Origin of the sequence: Enterobacter sp. ENT03 (assembly GCF_019218745.1) — a bacterium.
Classification (GTDB): Bacteria; Pseudomonadota; Gammaproteobacteria; order Enterobacterales; family Enterobacteriaceae; genus Enterobacter_D.
In genome coordinates this window covers 184,486-201,098 of record NZ_JAHUXA010000003.1, presented here as the reverse complement: position 1 = coordinate 201,098, position 16,613 = coordinate 184,486, and the positions used below count along the sequence as shown (strand labels likewise).

The window sequence follows — 16,613 nt, the reverse complement described above, 5'->3', positions numbered from 1 at the left end:
CGCCGGGGCATTTGCCCCGGCTTTTTTTCGGGAGGATGAATGACGATCACGGCTATCGTATTGATTTTGTTTGTTGCGGCACTGTTAGCTTACGCACTTTATGATGAATTCATTATGCCCCGCCGCCACGGCGAGACGCTGCTTAGCGTTCCCCTGCTACGACCTAACCGGATAGATGGCTTCATTTTCGCCGGACTGCTGGTGATCCTTATTTATAATAACATCGTCAATAACGGTGCTGTTTTAACCACATGGTTATTATGTGCACTGGCGCTGATGGCTATTTATCTGTTCTGGGTTCGCGCCCCAAAGATCATTTTCAAGAAAGAGGGATTTTTCTTCGCCAATGTCTGGATTGCGTATCACCGGATTAAGGAGATGAATTTATCCGAAGATGGTGTGCTGGTAATGCAATTAGAGCAGCGGCGACTCTTGATCCGTGTACGAAATATCAAAGATTTGGAACGGATCTACCACGTAATGCTTAAAACTCAATAACTTAAAATATAGCGCAGGCTATATTTTTGCCCATAAAATCAGCGCAGATATAGCCCCTGCTATATTATTTTCCGGCCCTGTAACTTATATTTCTTAACGTTAACTTTACCAATAAAGACAAATGCAAATCGTTATCATCTGATAATAAAAGCGATAAATTTCTGTGATTGTTCTGTCGCTAAAAAATATGGTAAGGTTGCGCCCGTCGTTGGGGAGTAGCCGATTTCCATTCACCCCGGAAATGTGCGCGTCAACATACTCGTTGAAAAACGTGGCGCGTACGAATCAAACCGAGTAGTCGTTTGATTTGGCGAGACCATTGACACATCAACTGCTGATTACTGGGGGCAGTGATGTGTTATATGGATACCCCGGTCAGGACGCTCTAATGAATATCTCCGCTACACTGCTGCTCGCTTTTGGTATGTCGATGGATGCCTTCGCCGCCTCAATCGGTAAAGGTGCCACGCTACACAAACCTAAATTTTCTGATGCACTGCGTACAGGTCTGATCTTCGGCGTGATTGAAACGCTGACGCCGCTGATCGGCTGGGGTCTGGGCATGCTCGCCAGCCAGTTTGTGCTGGAGTGGAACCACTGGATCGCCTTTATCCTGCTGGTGTTTCTGGGCGGCAGGATGGTGCTGGAAGGGCTACGCGGAAACGACAATGACGATACGCCGATCCAGCGTCACGGTTTCTGGCTGCTGGTGACCACCGCGATCGCCACCAGTCTTGATGCCATGGCAGTCGGCGTCGGGCTGGCCTTTCTGCACGTCAATATTATTACCACCGCCCTCGCCATCGGCTGCGCTACGCTGGTGATGTCCACCCTGGGGATAATGATTGGCCGGTTTATCGGCCCGCTATTGGGTAAACGGGCCGAAATTCTTGGCGGGATAGTGCTGATTGGTATCGGCTCGCAGATCCTCTGGAGCCACTTCGCCGGTTAGCGGTGACGTTGCCAGCACTGAATGCTGAAATCCGTCTGGCAAGTAAACTGCGCCCTGTTCGCCAGTGCGTCCCAGACCGCCGACTTTGCCCGCCAGGCAAAAGGCGTCATCTGTAACAGCGCCACGGCTTCTGCCCCACTCAACGTCATGCTGTAACCCAGCGATTGTTGATGCACCAGTGTAAAGCCGTCGATCTGCTCGTTTTGCGGTGCATGTAGCTGTACCTCGTCGTAGATCAGCCCTTTCAGCTCCTGTAAATGGTGCGGACCGGGCGCAGCAGTTATCACCCAACCATCCACTTTCACCACTCTTGCCAGCTCCTGCGCTTTGCAAGGGGCATAAATTCGCACCACCGCGTCCAGCGTACAATCTTCAAACGGCAGACGGTGGCTTGACGCCACACAGAACATCACCTGCGGATAGCGTTTTGCTGCCGCGCGGATGGCAGGCTTTGACACATCCAGCCCGAAGGTCTGCGCCCCGTGTCGGGCGGCGATCTGCGCGAACGCATCGGTGTAATACCCTTCGCCACAGCCAATATCCAGCAGCCCACTCGCCTGCGATGGTAAACGCGCATCCAGTTGCTGACTGATGGCATCACGCAGGGGTTGATAATGTCCGGCATCCAGAAAGGCGCGGCGCGCCTGCATCATCTCCGCACTGTCACCCGGCTCGCGGGAGCGTTTATGCTGAACGGGCAGCAAATTGACGTAGCCCTCTTTCGCCCGATCAAACTGATGCCGTTGCGGGCAGACAAAGCTATTTTCCTGGCGGCGCAACGGCGCATGGCAAAGGGGGCAACTGAACGACATAACAACTCCGGGCGGTCATAAAGGGCGAAAGTGTAACGCCAATCGCCCCGACGGGAAATGATTTAGCGTGTGGCGTCGGCTCCGGTTGGAGAATTAAGCACCAGCAGATGAGCATCGCCGGGGCGCAGGCCATCGGGTTCGACGTTCTCGATGCGCAGCACGCGGGTCATAATCTCGCTGAATACCGGCGCTGAGACCGCACCGCCGTAATAAGCACCGTTTTTCGGATCGTCAATCACCACCACCAGCGCATATTTCGGCTGGCTGGCGGGGGCAACCCCGGCAGTATAAGCAACGTATTTATCAACGTATTTGCCGTCATCGCCAATTTTCTTCGCGGTACCGGTTTTTACCGCCACCCGGTAATCGCGAACCGCCGCTTTGGTGCCACCGCCGCCTGGCAGCGCGACGCTCTCCATCATGTGTTCCACTTGATGAACGATGTTAGCGGGCATCACCTGCCTGCCCATTACCGGCGGATCGACGCGGGTAATCGATAACGGTCGCGCCAGGCCAAAGCTGCCAATAGTGGCGTAGACATGCGCCAGTTGTAATGGCGTAACCATCAGGCCATAACCGAAGGAAAAGGTGGCACGATCCAGCTGTCCCCAGTAACGATGTACCGGCAGGCTACCGCGACTTTCACCGGTCAGGCCGAGTCCGGTGGGCATACCAAAGCCAAAATTTTTATAGGTATCGAGCAGCTTTTGGATCGGCATCGCCAGCGACAGGCGTGACACGCCGGTATCGCTCGATTTTTGCAGTATGCCGGTCAGGGTCAGTTCCGGGTAATAGCCCACGTCGTGGATACGGTGCCCGTCAATGACATACGGGTGAGTATCCACCACGCTGTCGGGCTGCACGATCCCCTGTTGCAGGGCGGTCATCAACACCATTGGCTTTACGGTGGAGCCAGGCTCGAAGGTGTCACTGATGGCACGATTGCGAAAATCGTTCAGCGTCGCGCCGCTGCGGTTGTTGGGGTTGAAATCCGGGTAGTTCGCCATCGCCAGCACTTCACCCGTTTGCACCTTCACCAGCACGGCCGCACCGGACTCGGCTTTATTCCAGCTGACGGCGTTATCCAGCGCATCTTCCGCCAGCGTTTGCAGGCGTTTATCGATGCTCAGCGTCAGGGTCTGTGCCGGTACTGCGGGTGTTTCGGTGATGTTTTCGATCACATGCCCATAGCGATCTTTACGCACTTCCCGCAGACCCGGCTTGCCGGTGAGCTGCGCGTTAAAGCTTTTCTCAACGCCCTCAATACCCTGCCCGTCGATATTCGTAAAACCAATGAGATTGGCGGCAACCTGTCCTCCAGGATAAAAACGGCGCGATTCCGTTTGCAGATTAATCCCTGGTAAATTGAGATGATCTATCCACTGCGCCTGCTGCGGATCCAACTGTCGTGCCAGATAAACAAAACGCGACTGGGCGTATCGGGCGAGGAGCGTCGAAGACAATTCACCGAGCGGCATATGCAGCGCGTTCGCCAGCGCCTGCCAGCGCCCGTCATCCTTCACGCCGCCCTTTTCGTGGATAACTTTCGGATCGGCCCAGATGGCATCAACGGGCACGCTGACGGCCAGCGGCAGACCATTACGATCGACGATCATGCCGCGAGGCGATGAAACCTTCACTTCCCGCAAAGAACGCATGTCTTCCTGCCTGACCAGCTTGTCCGGGGCGATGATTTGCAGCCAGGCGGTTCGTCCCAACAGTATGCCAAGCGAAAAGAGAATGGCGATGCACAGCAGAGTAAAACGCAGGGGGGTAAAATTGCGGGTGACGCTGTTCTTTTTCACCGTGGCTCCTGAAATAAATTAACCCGCTGATTTAACGGGAAACAGGCGCTGAAAGGGAAAAAACTGTGCTAATAACGGTATGGGTTTGCTACAAAAGAATAATGAGCAGGCAGAGAGTAACACTTTGAAATGAAGACATTAAAAAGCCCCGCACCGGGCGAGGCTTTATGCTGACATTGACGCGCCCGCGGCGCTCAAGTCGGTGGCAGAAATCAGATAGCGGTAACGTTAACTGCTGCCGGGCCTTTCTGGCCATCCTGAATTTCGAACTCAACGTTCTGGCCTTCAGCCAGCGTTTTGAAGCCGTTACCCTGGATTGCAGAGAAGTGTACGAACACATCTTTGCTGCCGTCAGCAGGAGTAATGAAGCCAAAACCTTTAGATTCGTTGAACCACTTAACTTGACCTTTAATCTTTGCCATTTGCAAAATTCCTTAGAGTGTTTACTTAGCCCGCAGGCATTACTTGAGATAAAACTGAGACATTACTGCTTGAGGCACTAATATAAGGTTCGGCAGAGAAGCGGTATTCAACGACAACGTGTTTACTCAGGACTTCTTTACTGAAAATGCCACACATAAACAGAACTGTACCTCGTTCGACTCACAATGTGTTATCACATACAACATCAAATATGGCAAGCCATTTTTAAACATGTCTGGATCCGCCGCACAAATTCAGTAGTAGCCGTAACTACATTTGCGCGATAAGGCCTAAAACTTAACGCCTGCGATACCTATAAGGCGCTGCGGCACGTTGAGTGAGGCTGTCAAATCCACGACTTTAGAACCATAGCGTATTAGGTTCATTTGATCCAGATATGGCTAACCGGTTGATATAATATAAAATATATCGTTATAGTTTTTTCTTCTGACATAGAAATTTAACATGAAAATGTCAATCCAAAACTAATTATGTATGGTTATACAAAGGACTTAAAAGAGCGGATAGAAGTTAAGCAAATAATGTCAATGTTGCACCATAATAATGAAATTTTAATGACGTTGCCTCATGTTAAAGCAGGAAAAACGTTTCGCTGGTGCAAAAAATAATAACGATTAAGGGCCATAGTAGTAATAAGTAAAAGCTTATGAAGATATTTTCGCAGGAAAGGATAAATACTGACCAATTTTCAGGATGTGGAAGTTATCGCCTTTTCCTCCCGCTTCGTTTAATTCGTGGCGTAGCTCACGAACCGGATCATCAAGCGCCTCATCCGCCAGTTCAAACACGCCCCAGTGAACCGGAAACGCCAGTGGCTCACCGGCCATCTTCCAGAGCTGTATTGCTTGCTGTGGATCCATATGATGCGACGCCATAAACCAGCGTGGTGCATAGGCCCCTGCCGGTAGCGCCACCATATCGAAGGGTCCAAGGCGGCGCGGAATTTCCGCCAGTGTCGGGGTAAAGCCGGTGTCGCCAGTAAACCAGAAACGCTGTGCGGAGGAAGCCACCACCCAGCCGCACCAGAGTGAACGATTACGATCCCACGGTGTGCGCATACTCCAGTGCTGAGCAGGGGTCGCGCTGAGGGTCAGCCCTCTGAATTCGCGCTCCTCCCACCAGTCCAGTTCAATCACATGGCGCACGCCGCGACGGCGACACCAGTCGCCAAGACCAAGCGGAACGAAGAGCGTGACGTCAGGAAAGCGCTTTACCAGCGCGCGAATTGTGCGTTTATCAAGGTGATCATAATGGTTGTGGGAGATCAGGATGGCATCAAGGGCGGATAAATCGCTGACGTTCAGCGACGGCGGGGTTTTTCGCTGTGGCCCGCTAAAGCTTACCGGTGAGGCACGATGTGAAAATACCGGGTCGATCAACAGTGAAATTCCATCGAGTCGTAACAGCATACTGGTATGACCCAGCCACCAGACGCGATCGTCTTCGCCGGAAATAACCGCACGTTGCCACCAGGTATCAATAAATGCGGGATAGCCGCCCTGCGGCGCTAAAGGTAACCCGGCAGCGCGGCGTTCTTTACGCCAGCGTTCTACATCGCCAGGTTGATGCCCGGTGTCGGACAGATTACGAAAGCCATCAGGGGAGTGATGCGGCAAATCAGGATTGTACCAGGGGTTTTTCCATACCATGCTGCACCCTCCCCCGACTGTCAGCGCTCGGCGACCAGGCGAATAAAGTCGTCGCCATCAGGCTGCACGTTGACTGCTTTTTCCGCGACCTCTTTTTCAGGTTCATTCGCTTCGCACAGACGGCGCAGCAAGGCGGTTTGCCGCTTTTGCTGATCGAGCAACGCTTCAAGCAATTCGATCTGCTCACTGGTGCGTGAGCTCAGACGATTAACGAAAAACCACAGGATAAGCCCTGCGACCAACACCACCAGCGATACAACCACAGACGCAAGATTCAACGCGCCCGAATTCAGTACTTCGTTCATTTCACCACCTCAATGTTAACGCGCTATCTTACCACTGGCATTAAGGAAGGAAATCATTCACTGAAAAAATGCTGTCACCAGGGTATAAATTTATTGATAACGCAGATACCGCTGAAAAACTGCACATCCTGATCGCATAACACATTAAGCATCTGGGTCCACAGCAACAGGCAGGCAACCAGTGCGGCGATCACGATAAGCCACCGAAATTTTCTCACTACACTCTCCGACTTAATACCTTATCCCAAAGGTTATCACGCGTTTATTAAACCGCGGGTAACTGTAGCGCTATCCGGCGTTTTTAGGAATGCGTGACTTGTTTCATTGCGTAAAAACTATCAGGATTTCAGGCATACGAGAATAAAAGGAGTTTATATGCGCATGACCGTTCGCATCATTATGATCATCGCCCTGCTGTGGATTGGCGTACTGCTGAGTGGATACGGCGTGCTGGTGGGTAGCAAAGAAAACGCCGCTGGGCTGGGTCTGCAATGTCGCTACCTGACGGCCCAGGGCTTCAGCACAGCGCAGTACATTCATACCGACAGCGGAATCATTGGTTTTACGAATTGCCCGATACTGCGTAAAAGCAACACCGTGATCGATTAAGCGATTGCCCGGTAAAATCATGCTACCGGGCAATTATCAGGGATCAGAATGGGTAGTCGTTATAGCCCATCTGTTCGGAGATTTTACGTGCGGCGGTGTGCAGCATCGCCACGTAATCGTGCAAATGCTCTTCAGAGAAACGCAGCGTCGGGAACGAAATACTCAGACCCGCAATCACCACGCCAAAACGGTCGAATACCGGTACGCCGATGCAGCGCAGGCCTTCTTCCTGTTCTTCATTATCTTCGCCATACCCCTGCTCACGCACGATATCCAGCATCGGCAGCAAATCTTCGGTCGAGGTGATGGTGCGATCGGTACTGCGTTTGTATTCCACCCCCTCCAGGATCTGCTTAACTTCTTCACGGTCACGCCATGCGAGTAGCACTTTACCAATCGCGGTACTGTACAGCGGGTTGCGGCGGCCAATACGGGAATACATGCGCAGGTTGTACATGGAATCGATTTTATGAATGTAGACAATACTGTCTTCATCCAGTGCGCCCAGGTGGATTGTCTCTTTGGTCAGACGGGACAGTTCACGCATCTGAATATCCGCGCTGCGGATCAAATCAACATTCTGCAGCGCACGTGCGCCCAGCTCAAAAAGCTTTAACGTCAGCGAATACTTTTCTGACTCCCCTTCCTGCGCCACATAACCCAGCGATTTCATGGTCTGCAAAAAGCGATAAACAGTGCTTTTTGACATCATGACCCGCTGCGAGAGTTCGGTAATACCAATTTCGCGCTCTTCGCCGAGCGCCTGCAGGATGCCAAAAACCTTCAGAACTGAAGAGACAGAATCTGGCTGTTTATCCAAATCTGCGATTGCCATTAATCACCTCATCGCCAGTGTTTTATAAAAAATAGAACCGGTTTTTATTATAAATTCGCGGGCGTCCTCCCGCAATGCGCGTTTCGCATCTTCTTTACAAATCTGCGACATAAAACCGAATATCCTGCCGGAAGGCACAAAAAAGCGCGCCGGATGGCGCGCTTGCAGTGTCAATTGACGTCTTATTTCAGGTAAGCACCGCTACGCAGCGCTTCTATGCGTTTATCCAGCGGCGGGTGCGTCATAAACAGCTCGCTGAGCGATTTAGATTTACCGTTGATACAGAAGGCCATCATGGTACTGGCTTCCTGCGGCTCATAGCTGGTTTTCAGACGTTGCAGCGCGGCGATCATTTTTTCGCGGCCAACCAGACGGGCGGAGCCCGCATCCGCATGGAATTCACGATGGCGAGAGAACCACATGGTGATAATGCTGGCCAGAATACCGAACACCAGCTCCAGCACCATCGCCACTACAAAATAGATCATCGGGTTGCCGTTGCTCTCTTCACCCTCTTCGCGGTTACCGCCAAGAAAGCCCGCCGCCAGCTGCGCCAGAATACGGGAGATGAAGATCACAAAGGTGTTCACCACACCCTGCACCAGCGTCATGGTCACCATGTCGCCATTCGCCACGTGGCTGATTTCATGGGCGATAACCGCTTCTGCTTCATCGCGGCTCATGTTCTGCAACAGGCCCGTGCTCACCGCTACCAGCGAGGCATTACGGCTGTGTCCGGTGGCAAAAGCGTTAATGTCCGGCGCATGGTAGATAGCGACCTGTGGCATCGCGATCCCCGCCTGGCGGGATTGCTGCTCAACGGTTTGCATCAGCCAGCGTTCCATATCGTTACGCGGCTGCTCAATGACTTCCCCACCCACCGATTTCAGCGCCATCCATTTCGACATCATCAGTGAAATGATGGATCCGCCAAAACCGAAAAGCAGCGCCATGATTAACAAGCCCTGAATACTGCTGGACTGAATGCCTGTCAGGCTAAGCACCAGCCCGAAAACCACCATCACGGCCAGGTTGGTCAGCAGGAAAAGCGCGATCCGCATCATAATTTTCTTTTAACCCCAGTTTAACAAAACGCACTATGCGATTACCCACATCGTATGGGTATACGCGGCATTTTCAAGGATCCCGGCTTCGTAAGTCACCAGAAAGACACAACTTTACATTGAGTATGGCAATGCTGACGTGAACAGATGTTTGTTAAAAAAAACAGGCACAATTTCTTGTGCCTGTGATTTTTATTTTGCGGGAGCGGGCTTCGCCGCCGGTTGATCTTTAGTGAGATGGGCAAGATCAAGAGCGATATGCACCGTTTCATCCAGATACGGATCCGGCTCTTTGTAGTCCTTTGGCAGGTCATCCAGCTTCTTGAGCAACGGCTTACCTTCGCGTTTAAAGCGATCGTTCAGACGCGCCAGACGAATGGCGTCATCCTCAGCGTTCTCTTTCTCGCGCTGTGCCTCATTGAGCGACACAATATCCCGTTTTTCCTTCATGGCATTGAAACGGGCAATGTCTTTCATGATGTACTGGAACTCAGGATCTTTCGCGATACGCTCGTTGTGCTCTTTCAGCAACGGCTGCCCGTATGGCGTTAAATCGCCATACTTCACAAAGGTCGCGGCGTTGATGCTGTCCCACGGCAGGGCATTATCTTCAAACTTCTCACCGGTTTCCGTCTCTTCATTGCCGGTTGGCATGATGATGTCCGGCGTTACGCCTTTACGCTGCGTACTGCCGCCGTTCACGCGGTAGAATTTCTGGATGGTGTACTGCACCGAGCCCAGCGCTGGCCACTCCGGACGCAGCATCTGATCGTAAATGCGGTTCAGCGAGCGATATTGCTGCACGGTCCCTTTACCGAAGGTCGGTTCCCCGACAATCAGTGCACGACCATAGTCCTGCATGGCAGCGGCAAAAATCTCCGATGCCGAGGCGCTGAAGCGGTCAACCAGCACCACCAGCGGGCCTTTATAGTAGACAATGCCGTCGTTATCGCTGTCTTCACGCACTTTACCGTTGTTATCACGCACCTGCACCATCGGGCCAGATGGGATAAACAGACCTGAGAGCGATACCGCTTCAGTCAGTGCGCCACCGCCGTTAGTACGCAGATCGATGATCACGCTGCTGACATTCTGTTTTTCCAGCTTCTGCAGTTGCACCTTGACGTCATCCGTCAGGCCAACGTAGAAGCCCGGAATATCCAGCACGCCGACTTTTTCTTTGCCAACGGTTTTCACAGACATTTTCACGGCGCGATCTTCGAGGCGGATGCGTTCGCGGGTCAACGTCACAATGCGCGTTTTGGTACCCTTGCCAGCCGGCAGGATCTCCAGACGCACTTTGCTGCCCTTCGGCCCTTTGATCAGCGCCACGACATCATCAAGACGCCAGCCAATCACATCCACCATGTTTTGCCCGGTCTGACCGACGCCCACAATGCGATCGCCAACGGTAATGGCTTTGCTTTTCGCTGCCGGACCACCTGCCACCATCGAGTTAATGACGGTGTAGTCATCGTCCATTTGCAGCACAGCGCCGATCCCCTCAAGCGAGAGGCTCATTTCCGTGTTGAACTGTTCGGTGTTACGCGGCGAGAGATAGTTAGTGTGCGGATCGATTTCATGCGCGAACGCGGTCATCGCCAGTGAGAACACATCTTCACTGTTGGTCTGCACCAGACGGCGGATCGCAAATTTATAGCGACGCGTCAGGGTTTCACGGATCTCTTTTTCGTTTTTACCTGTGAGCTTAAGGCTCAGCTCGTCAAACTTAACCTTGCCGTCCCACAGAGCGTTCAGCTCGGCTTCGTCTTTCGGCCACGGCGCTTTGCTGCGATCAACGTTAAAGCTGTCGTTGCCGGTAAAGTCCATAGGACGTTCCAGCACCTTCAGCGCGTATTGATAACGCTCAAAGCGACGCTTCTGCGCCAGATTGTAGAGATCGTAGAAAACGTCAAGTTTACCGGTGCGTAACTCATCGCCAATCACGCCTTTCTTTTGCGCAAACTGAGCGACGTCGCTGGCTAACAGCACGTTATGGCTGTAATCAAGCAGGTTCAGATAACGATCGAAGATTTTGGCGGAAAACGCCTGGTCCAGATCGAACTGACGGTAATGGGAACGGGTGAAACGCGAGGTCACACGCTCACTGACCGTTGCATGCTGCGTCTCTTCCTTTAGTACCGGGATTTGATCAGCACGCGTAATATCTTCGACGGCGAAAGCCTGCCCTGTAATCAGGAGCAGGCCAGCCAACGCGGTGCGCTTAAACAAAGTGTTCATGCCAGGCCTGGCCTCCGTTTCAGAACAACAAGTGTTCTGCGCGTACAATCATTGACATACCAGAAGTCAGCTGCACACGAACGCCATCTTTGGTGATTTCCGTTACGGTGGCATCCATAGCATTGTTGCCCGCTTTCACCTTGAGATTCTGCCCAACACTCAGTGCAGTAATATCTGACACCGGGGTGTGCTTCGGCTCTTCACGCGGTGCGCGCTGTGGCTTGGCTGCTGGCTTATCGGCACGCGGTTTACGCTCACCGCCTTCAGTGCGACGTGGCGTCGCCGGGCGCGGTTTACGTTCACGACGCGGTGCGTTTTCTTCCGGAGTACCGGAAGCGGCGGCAGCTTCGCGTTTTTTCGCCTGCTGCTCGGCACGTTGTGCCTGCACACGGGCTTTGGCTTCTTCCAGCTGCTTGCGAGCGTGCTCTACGTGCTGCTCATCCAGCACACCACAAGGGTTGCCGTCGAGATCGACACGTGCTGCACCCGCTTTGATACCGTACAGGTAGCGCCAGCTGGAGGTGTAAAGACGCAATGCGGAGCGAAGCTGAGTTTTGCTGAGGTTCATCTCACCATCAACACGCTCGACTAAATCCTGAAAAATACCAATTTTCAGGGGGCGCGCTTCGCCTTCTGCACTGAAACAGAGCGGAAAACGTTCGGCCAAAAATGCGATAACTTCTTTACTACTGTTCAACTTAGGTTGATTTTCCATGAAATTTCCTGATTACAACGGACGTAGCCAACTAGCCGCAGGCATGAACAGGCGTCATTATAATGACGCTATCAGTAAATGCTACGTTATCCGTTGATTATCCTGCGACGGTCGCAAAGAATTTACTGTAATCGGTCGCCGCCAGTACCGTTTCAAGCTGTGATACCAGCTGGCGAAGGCCTTCTTCGTCCTCAGCAGTAAAGCGGGAAAAGACGGTACTGTCGATGTCGAGCACGCCCAGTATCTGATTATTTACTACCACCGGCAGCACAATTTCAGCATTACTGGCGGAATCGCAGGCAATGTGACCATCAAACGCATGAACATCATCCACACGCTGCACACAATTTTGCGCCACCGCCGTGCCGCACACCCCGCGACCAACAGGAATTCGCACGCAGGCGATTTTTCCCTGGAACGGGCCTAACACCAGCGTCTCACCTTCAAGCAGATAAAAACCTGCCCAGTTAACCCCTTCCAGACGCTCAAACAGCAGCGCGCTGGTATTAGCAAGGGTGGCTAAGAAGCTGCTTTCACCTGTCATTAATGCCTGAAAATCGCGGTTCAAATCCGCATAGAAATCTGCTTTGGTCATTATTTAATCACTTGGTTGTCTTACAAAATTCCTGCATAGCCTAATAAAATAAGCATTAAATGCGTTCTTGCTCAAGATGATTCCATTCATGAGTTAATATAGATGCATTCCCTCACTGGCTACTGAAACCATGGCTTTAAAAATCTCGCAGGTAATACCGGACAAAAAAATCACCGTTCATTCGGTTGGTGATGCTTTGCCTCGTGCACATTATCAGCGTTGCCCGCAGTGCGATACGCTTTTTGCGTTACCGGTGATGAAATCGCACCAGAGCGCCTGGTGTCCGCGGTGTGACGCTAAGATCCGCGACGGGCGCGACTGGTCACTCACCCGGCTGGCAGCGATGGCTGTCACCATGCTGTTGCTGATGCCCTTCGCCTGGAGCGAGCCATTACTGCGTTTCTATCTGCTGGGTACGCGCATTGATGCCAACCTGCTGATGGGGATCTGGCAGATGACGGCCCAGGGCGATCCATTGACCGCAGCAATGGTTTTCTTCTGTGCCGTGGGTGCGCCGCTGGTGCTGGTCGCCGCCATTGCCTATTTGTGGTTCGGCAATATTCTAGGCATGAACCTGCGCCCGGTACTGCTGATGATCGAGCGCCTCAAAGAGTGGGTGATGCTGGATATTTATCTGGTCGGCATCGGCGTTGCCTCCATCAAGGTGCAGGATTACGCCTTTCTGCAACCGGGCGTCGGGCTGCTGGCGTTTATCGCACTGGTGATCCTCAGCATTCTGACCATTATTCATCTTAACGTGGAGCAGTTATGGGAGCGTTTTTACCCCCAGCGCCCCGCCACCCGTCCACATGAGAATCTGCGCGTCTGCCTCGGCTGTCATTTTACCGGGCTGCCGGATGCCCGTGGACGCTGCCCACGCTGCCATATTCCGTTACGCTTTCGCCGTCGGCAGAGTGTTCAAAAATGCTGGGCAGCGCTGCTGGCGTCTATGGTCTTTCTGTTACCGGCGAATCTGTTGCCCATTTCGGTGGTTTACATTAACGGCGCGCGCCAGGAAGACACCATTATGTCGGGGATTATTTCACTGGCCAGCAGCAATATCGCCGTCGCCGCGGTCGTCTTCATCGCCAGTATTCTGGTGCCCTTCACCAAGGTTCTGGTGATGCTGACACTGCTTATCAGCATCCATTTTAAATGCGAGCAAGGTTTACGGACTCGTGTATTGTTATTGCGGCTGGTGACCTGGATTGGGCGCTGGTCGATGCTGGATTTGTTTGTCATTTCTCTCACCATGTCTTTGATTAATCGCGATCAGCTGCTCGCGTTTACGATGGGGCCAGCTGCGTTTTATTTCGGCGCAGCGGTAATTTTGACTATTCTTGCTGTGGAATGGCTGGACAGCCGCTTACTTTGGGATGCACATGAGTCAGGAAACCCCCGCTTCACCGACTGAAGCGCGAATTAAAACTAAACGTCGTATTTCACCTTTCTGGCTGCTGCCGGTCATTGCCTTACTGATCGCTGGCTGGCTCGTCTGGAGCAGTTTCGAGGATCGCGGTAATACCATTACCATCGACTTCGTTTCTGCCGATGGCATTGTGGCGGGACGCACACCGGTCCGTTATCAGGGGGTTGAGGTTGGCACAGTGCAGGACATTCGCCTGAGCGAAAAACTCAATAAAATTGAGGTACGGGCGAGTATCAAATCCGATATGAAAGACGCGCTGCGTAACGATACGCAGTTCTGGCTGGTGACGCCAAAAGCCTCGCTGGCAGGGATTTCGGGTCTGGATGCGCTGGTAGGCGGCAACTATATCGGCATGATGCCGGGCAAAGGCGAACCGCAGGATCACTTTACCGCGCTGGATACGCAGCCTAAATACCGTCTTAATAACGGTGAGCTGATGATCCATCTGCATGCGCCGGATCTTGGCTCGCTGAACAGCGGCTCGCTGGTCTATTTCCGTAAAATCCCGGTAGGCCGCGTCTATGATTACGCCATTAATAAAGATAAACAGGGCGTCACCATCGACGTACTGATCGAGCGCCGCTTTACGAATCTGGTGAAAAAAGGCAGCCGCTTCTGGAACGTTTCCGGCGTCAAAGCGGATGTGGGCCTCAGCGGTGCGAAGGTGGAGCTGGAAAGCCTCGCCTCGCTGGTCAACGGTGCCATTGCCTTTGACTCGCCGGACAGTTCAAAACTGGCAGAGCCTGATGATGAATTCGGGCTTTACGAAGACTTAGCCCACAGCCAGCGCGGCGTGCTGATCAAACTCGATCTGCCGGGCGGCCAGGGGCTGAAAGAAAACTCCACGGCGCTGATGTATCAGGGTCTGGAAGTGGGCCAGTTGACCAAAATCAACCTCAATCCGGGCGGTGGGGTGACCGGCGAAATGACGGTGGATCCCAGCGTCGTCAACCTGCTGCGTGATAACACGCGAATCGAAATGCGCAGCCCGAAAATTTCGCTTAACGACACCAGCCTCAGCTCGCTGCTGACCGGCAACACGCTGGAGCTGGTGCCGGGAGAAGGCGAGCCGCGGGATCACTTTGTGGTGCTGCCCGCCGATAAAACCCTGCTACAGGAGCCAGGCGTCATTACTACCACGCTCACCGCACCGGAAAGCTACGGCATCGACGCCGGTCAGCCGGTGGTTCTGCACGGCGTCCAGGTGGGCCAGGTACTGGAGCGTAATCTGACCGCGAAAGGCGTTACCTTCGCGGTGGCGCTGGATCCGCAATACCGCGATCTGCTGCACGGCGACAGTAAGTTTGTGGTGAACAGCCGCGTGGACGTGAAACTCGGACTGGACGGCGTGGAGTTTCTCGCCGCCAGCGCCAGCGAATGGATCAGCGGTGGGATCCGCATCCTGCCCGGCAATAAAGGCGAGATGAAATCCACCTATCCGCTGTTCGCCAACCTCGACAAAGCGCTGGAAAACAGCCTTGGCGATCTGCCAACCACGACCCTGACGCTCTCCGCCGAAACCCTGCCAGACGTACAGGCCGGATCGGTGGTGCTGTACCGTAAATTTGAAGTGGGCGAAGTCATTACCGTCACGCCGCGCGCCAACGCCTTCGACATTCAGCTGCATATCAAGCCTGAATACCGCTCGTTGCTGACCAGCAATAGCGTGTTCTGGGCAGAGGGTGGTGCGAAAGTGCAGCTCAATGGCAGTGGTCTGACGGTACAGGCCTCACCGCTGTCCCGTGCGCTGAAAGGCGCAATCAGCTTCGATAACCTGCCCGGTGCCAGTGCCTCAACGCGTAAAGGTGACAAGCGGGTGCTGTTCCCGTCCGAAACCGCCGCGCGCGCCGTCGGCGGGCAGATCACGCTGCACGCGTTTGATGCCGGAAAACTCTCTGCGGGTATGCCGATCAAATATCTGGGCATTGATATTGGTCAGGTGCAGGATCTGAAACTGATCACCGAGCGCAATGAAGTCCAGGCTAAAGCGGTGCTCTATCCAGAATATGTGCAGACCTTTGCCCGTACCGGAACGCGCTTCTCGGTGATCACGCCGCAGATTTCCGCCGCTGGCGTTGAACATCTGGATACCATTTTGCAGCCTTATATCAACGTTGAACCAGGGCGCGGCAACGCGCGTCGTGATTTCGAACTTCAGGAAGCGACCATTGCCGATTCCCGTTATCTCGACGGACTGAGTATCGTGGTGGAAGTACCGGAAGCAGGCGGGCTGAATATCGGGACGCCGGTGCTGTTCCGCGGCATGGAAGTGGGTACGGTGACGGGCCTGACGCTGGGTACGCTGTCCGATCGCGTGATGGTCGGTCTGCGTATCAGTAAGCGCTATGAGCATCTGGTGCGTAACAACTCCGTCTTCTGGCTGGCCTCCGGTTATTCGCTGGACTTTGGCCTGACCGGCGGCGTGGTGAAAACCGGTACCTTCAACCAGTTCATTCGCGGCGGGATTGCCTTTGCGACGCCGCCGGGAACGCCGCTGGCACCGAAAGCGCAGGTCGGTAAACACTTCCTGTTACAGGACAGTGAACCGAAAGAGTGGCGTCAGTGGGGCACCGCCCTGCCACGCTAATCACCTTCAGGCTCCGGCGTGTCTGCGTCGGGGCCTTTGTGCTACACTGCGCGCCTGTTTTTTTGCTGGTGAT

General features: G+C 53.4%; 16 protein-coding genes, 1 pseudogene and 1 riboswitch. Of the genes and pseudogenes, 5 read left to right on the top strand and 12 right to left on the bottom strand.

Translation table 11 applies throughout. The annotated features are described in order from the left end of the window. The first annotated feature begins 39 nt into the window (after positions 1-39). Both KW828_RS07695 and mntP read left to right on the top strand, forming a co-directional pair. Positions 40-498: a DUF986 family protein gene (locus tag KW828_RS07695; RefSeq protein ID WP_218335830.1), complete on the top strand. Its 459-nt coding sequence runs from the start codon at positions 40-42 to the stop codon at positions 496-498. A gap of 198 nt (positions 499-696) precedes the next feature. Beyond that, a riboswitch (yybP-ykoY riboswitch) is annotated at positions 697-807 on the top strand. A 79-nt stretch (positions 808-886) separates the two neighbouring features. After that, positions 887-1,450: a manganese efflux pump MntP gene (gene mntP, locus KW828_RS07690; protein WP_218335829.1), complete on the top strand. Its 564-nt coding sequence runs from the start codon at positions 887-889 to the stop codon at positions 1,448-1,450. On the opposite strand, the gene rlmA is transcribed toward mntP, so the two are convergent. The 7 genes and pseudogenes from rlmA to mgrB all read right to left on the bottom strand — a co-directional run bounded on the left by rlmA (position 1,447) and on the right by mgrB (position 6,683). Next, entirely contained in the window at positions 1,447-2,262 is an 816-nt protein-coding gene (gene rlmA / locus KW828_RS07685; RefSeq protein ID WP_218335828.1) for a 23S rRNA (guanine(745)-N(1))-methyltransferase, read from the bottom strand. The genes mntP and rlmA overlap by 4 nt on opposite strands. A gap of 62 nt (positions 2,263-2,324) precedes the next feature. After that, positions 2,325-4,067 (bottom strand): peptidoglycan glycosyltransferase FtsI, encoded by a 1,743-nt coding sequence (gene ftsI, locus KW828_RS07680; RefSeq protein ID WP_218335827.1) that lies wholly within the window; start codon positions 4,065-4,067, stop codon positions 2,325-2,327. Between the two features lie 212 nt (positions 4,068-4,279). Further along, a complete protein-coding gene (gene cspE, locus KW828_RS07675) occupies positions 4,280-4,489 on the bottom strand; it encodes a transcription antiterminator/RNA stability regulator CspE (protein ID WP_001062678.1) in 210 nt (69 codons plus the stop codon). A gap of 21 nt (positions 4,490-4,510) precedes the next feature. Then, positions 4,511-4,646, bottom strand: a pseudogene (locus KW828_RS07670) (DUF2627 domain-containing protein). A gap of 509 nt (positions 4,647-5,155) precedes the next feature. Next, positions 5,156-6,160: an MBL fold metallo-hydrolase gene (locus KW828_RS07665; protein ID WP_218335825.1), complete on the bottom strand. Its 1,005-nt coding sequence runs from the start codon at positions 6,158-6,160 to the stop codon at positions 5,156-5,158. Between the two features lie 20 nt (positions 6,161-6,180). Further along, on the bottom strand, positions 6,181-6,465 hold the full coding sequence (locus KW828_RS07660) for a YebO family protein (protein ID WP_218335824.1): 285 nt from the start codon (positions 6,463-6,465) through the stop codon (positions 6,181-6,183). A 74-nt stretch (positions 6,466-6,539) separates the two neighbouring features. Further along, positions 6,540-6,683, bottom strand: a complete 144-nt coding sequence (gene mgrB / locus KW828_RS07655; RefSeq protein ID WP_218335823.1) for a PhoP/PhoQ regulator MgrB — start codon at positions 6,681-6,683, stop codon at positions 6,540-6,542. Between the two features lie 157 nt (positions 6,684-6,840). Here mgrB and KW828_RS07650 point away from each other — a divergent pair, with 157 nt between their 5' ends. Then, the gene (locus KW828_RS07650; RefSeq protein ID WP_218335822.1) at positions 6,841-7,074 is read left to right on the top strand and encodes a YobH family protein; all 234 of its coding nucleotides are present in this window, start codon (positions 6,841-6,843) and stop codon (positions 7,072-7,074) included. A gap of 43 nt (positions 7,075-7,117) precedes the next feature. Here KW828_RS07650 and kdgR read toward each other — a convergent pair whose 3' ends face one another. From kdgR to KW828_RS07625, 5 genes are all read right to left on the bottom strand, one after another. Beyond that, complete coding sequence (gene kdgR / locus KW828_RS07645) at positions 7,118-7,909, bottom strand: DNA-binding transcriptional regulator KdgR (protein WP_218335821.1); 792 nt, start codon at positions 7,907-7,909, stop codon at positions 7,118-7,120. Between the two features lie 182 nt (positions 7,910-8,091). Next, positions 8,092-8,973, bottom strand: coding sequence for a protease HtpX (htpX, locus tag KW828_RS07640; RefSeq protein ID WP_218335820.1), 882 nt, complete (start codon positions 8,971-8,973; stop codon positions 8,092-8,094). Between the two features lie 192 nt (positions 8,974-9,165). Continuing rightward, positions 9,166-11,214 carry a carboxy terminal-processing peptidase gene (gene prc / locus KW828_RS07635; RefSeq protein WP_088218755.1) on the bottom strand — a complete coding sequence of 683 codons (2,049 nt, stop codon included), beginning with the start codon at positions 11,212-11,214 and terminating at the stop codon, positions 9,166-9,168. 19 nt (positions 11,215-11,233) lie between these two features. Next, complete coding sequence (proQ, locus tag KW828_RS07630; protein ID WP_218335819.1) at positions 11,234-11,929, bottom strand: RNA chaperone ProQ; 696 nt, start codon at positions 11,927-11,929, stop codon at positions 11,234-11,236. A 97-nt stretch (positions 11,930-12,026) separates the two neighbouring features. Continuing rightward, positions 12,027-12,524, bottom strand: a complete 498-nt coding sequence (locus KW828_RS07625) for a GAF domain-containing protein (RefSeq protein WP_218335818.1) — start codon at positions 12,522-12,524, stop codon at positions 12,027-12,029. Between the two features lie 130 nt (positions 12,525-12,654). On the opposite strand from KW828_RS07625, the gene yebS reads away from it, so the two are divergent. Beyond that, positions 12,655-13,938 carry a membrane integrity lipid transport subunit YebS gene (gene yebS, locus KW828_RS07620; RefSeq protein WP_218335817.1) on the top strand — a complete coding sequence of 428 codons (1,284 nt, stop codon included), beginning with the start codon at positions 12,655-12,657 and terminating at the stop codon, positions 13,936-13,938. Next, positions 13,907-16,540: a PqiB family protein gene (locus KW828_RS07615; RefSeq protein ID WP_218335816.1), complete on the top strand. Its 2,634-nt coding sequence runs from the start codon at positions 13,907-13,909 to the stop codon at positions 16,538-16,540. The genes yebS and KW828_RS07615 overlap by 32 nt, the downstream gene beginning before the upstream one ends. The last annotated feature ends 73 nt before the right edge of the window (positions 16,541-16,613 follow it).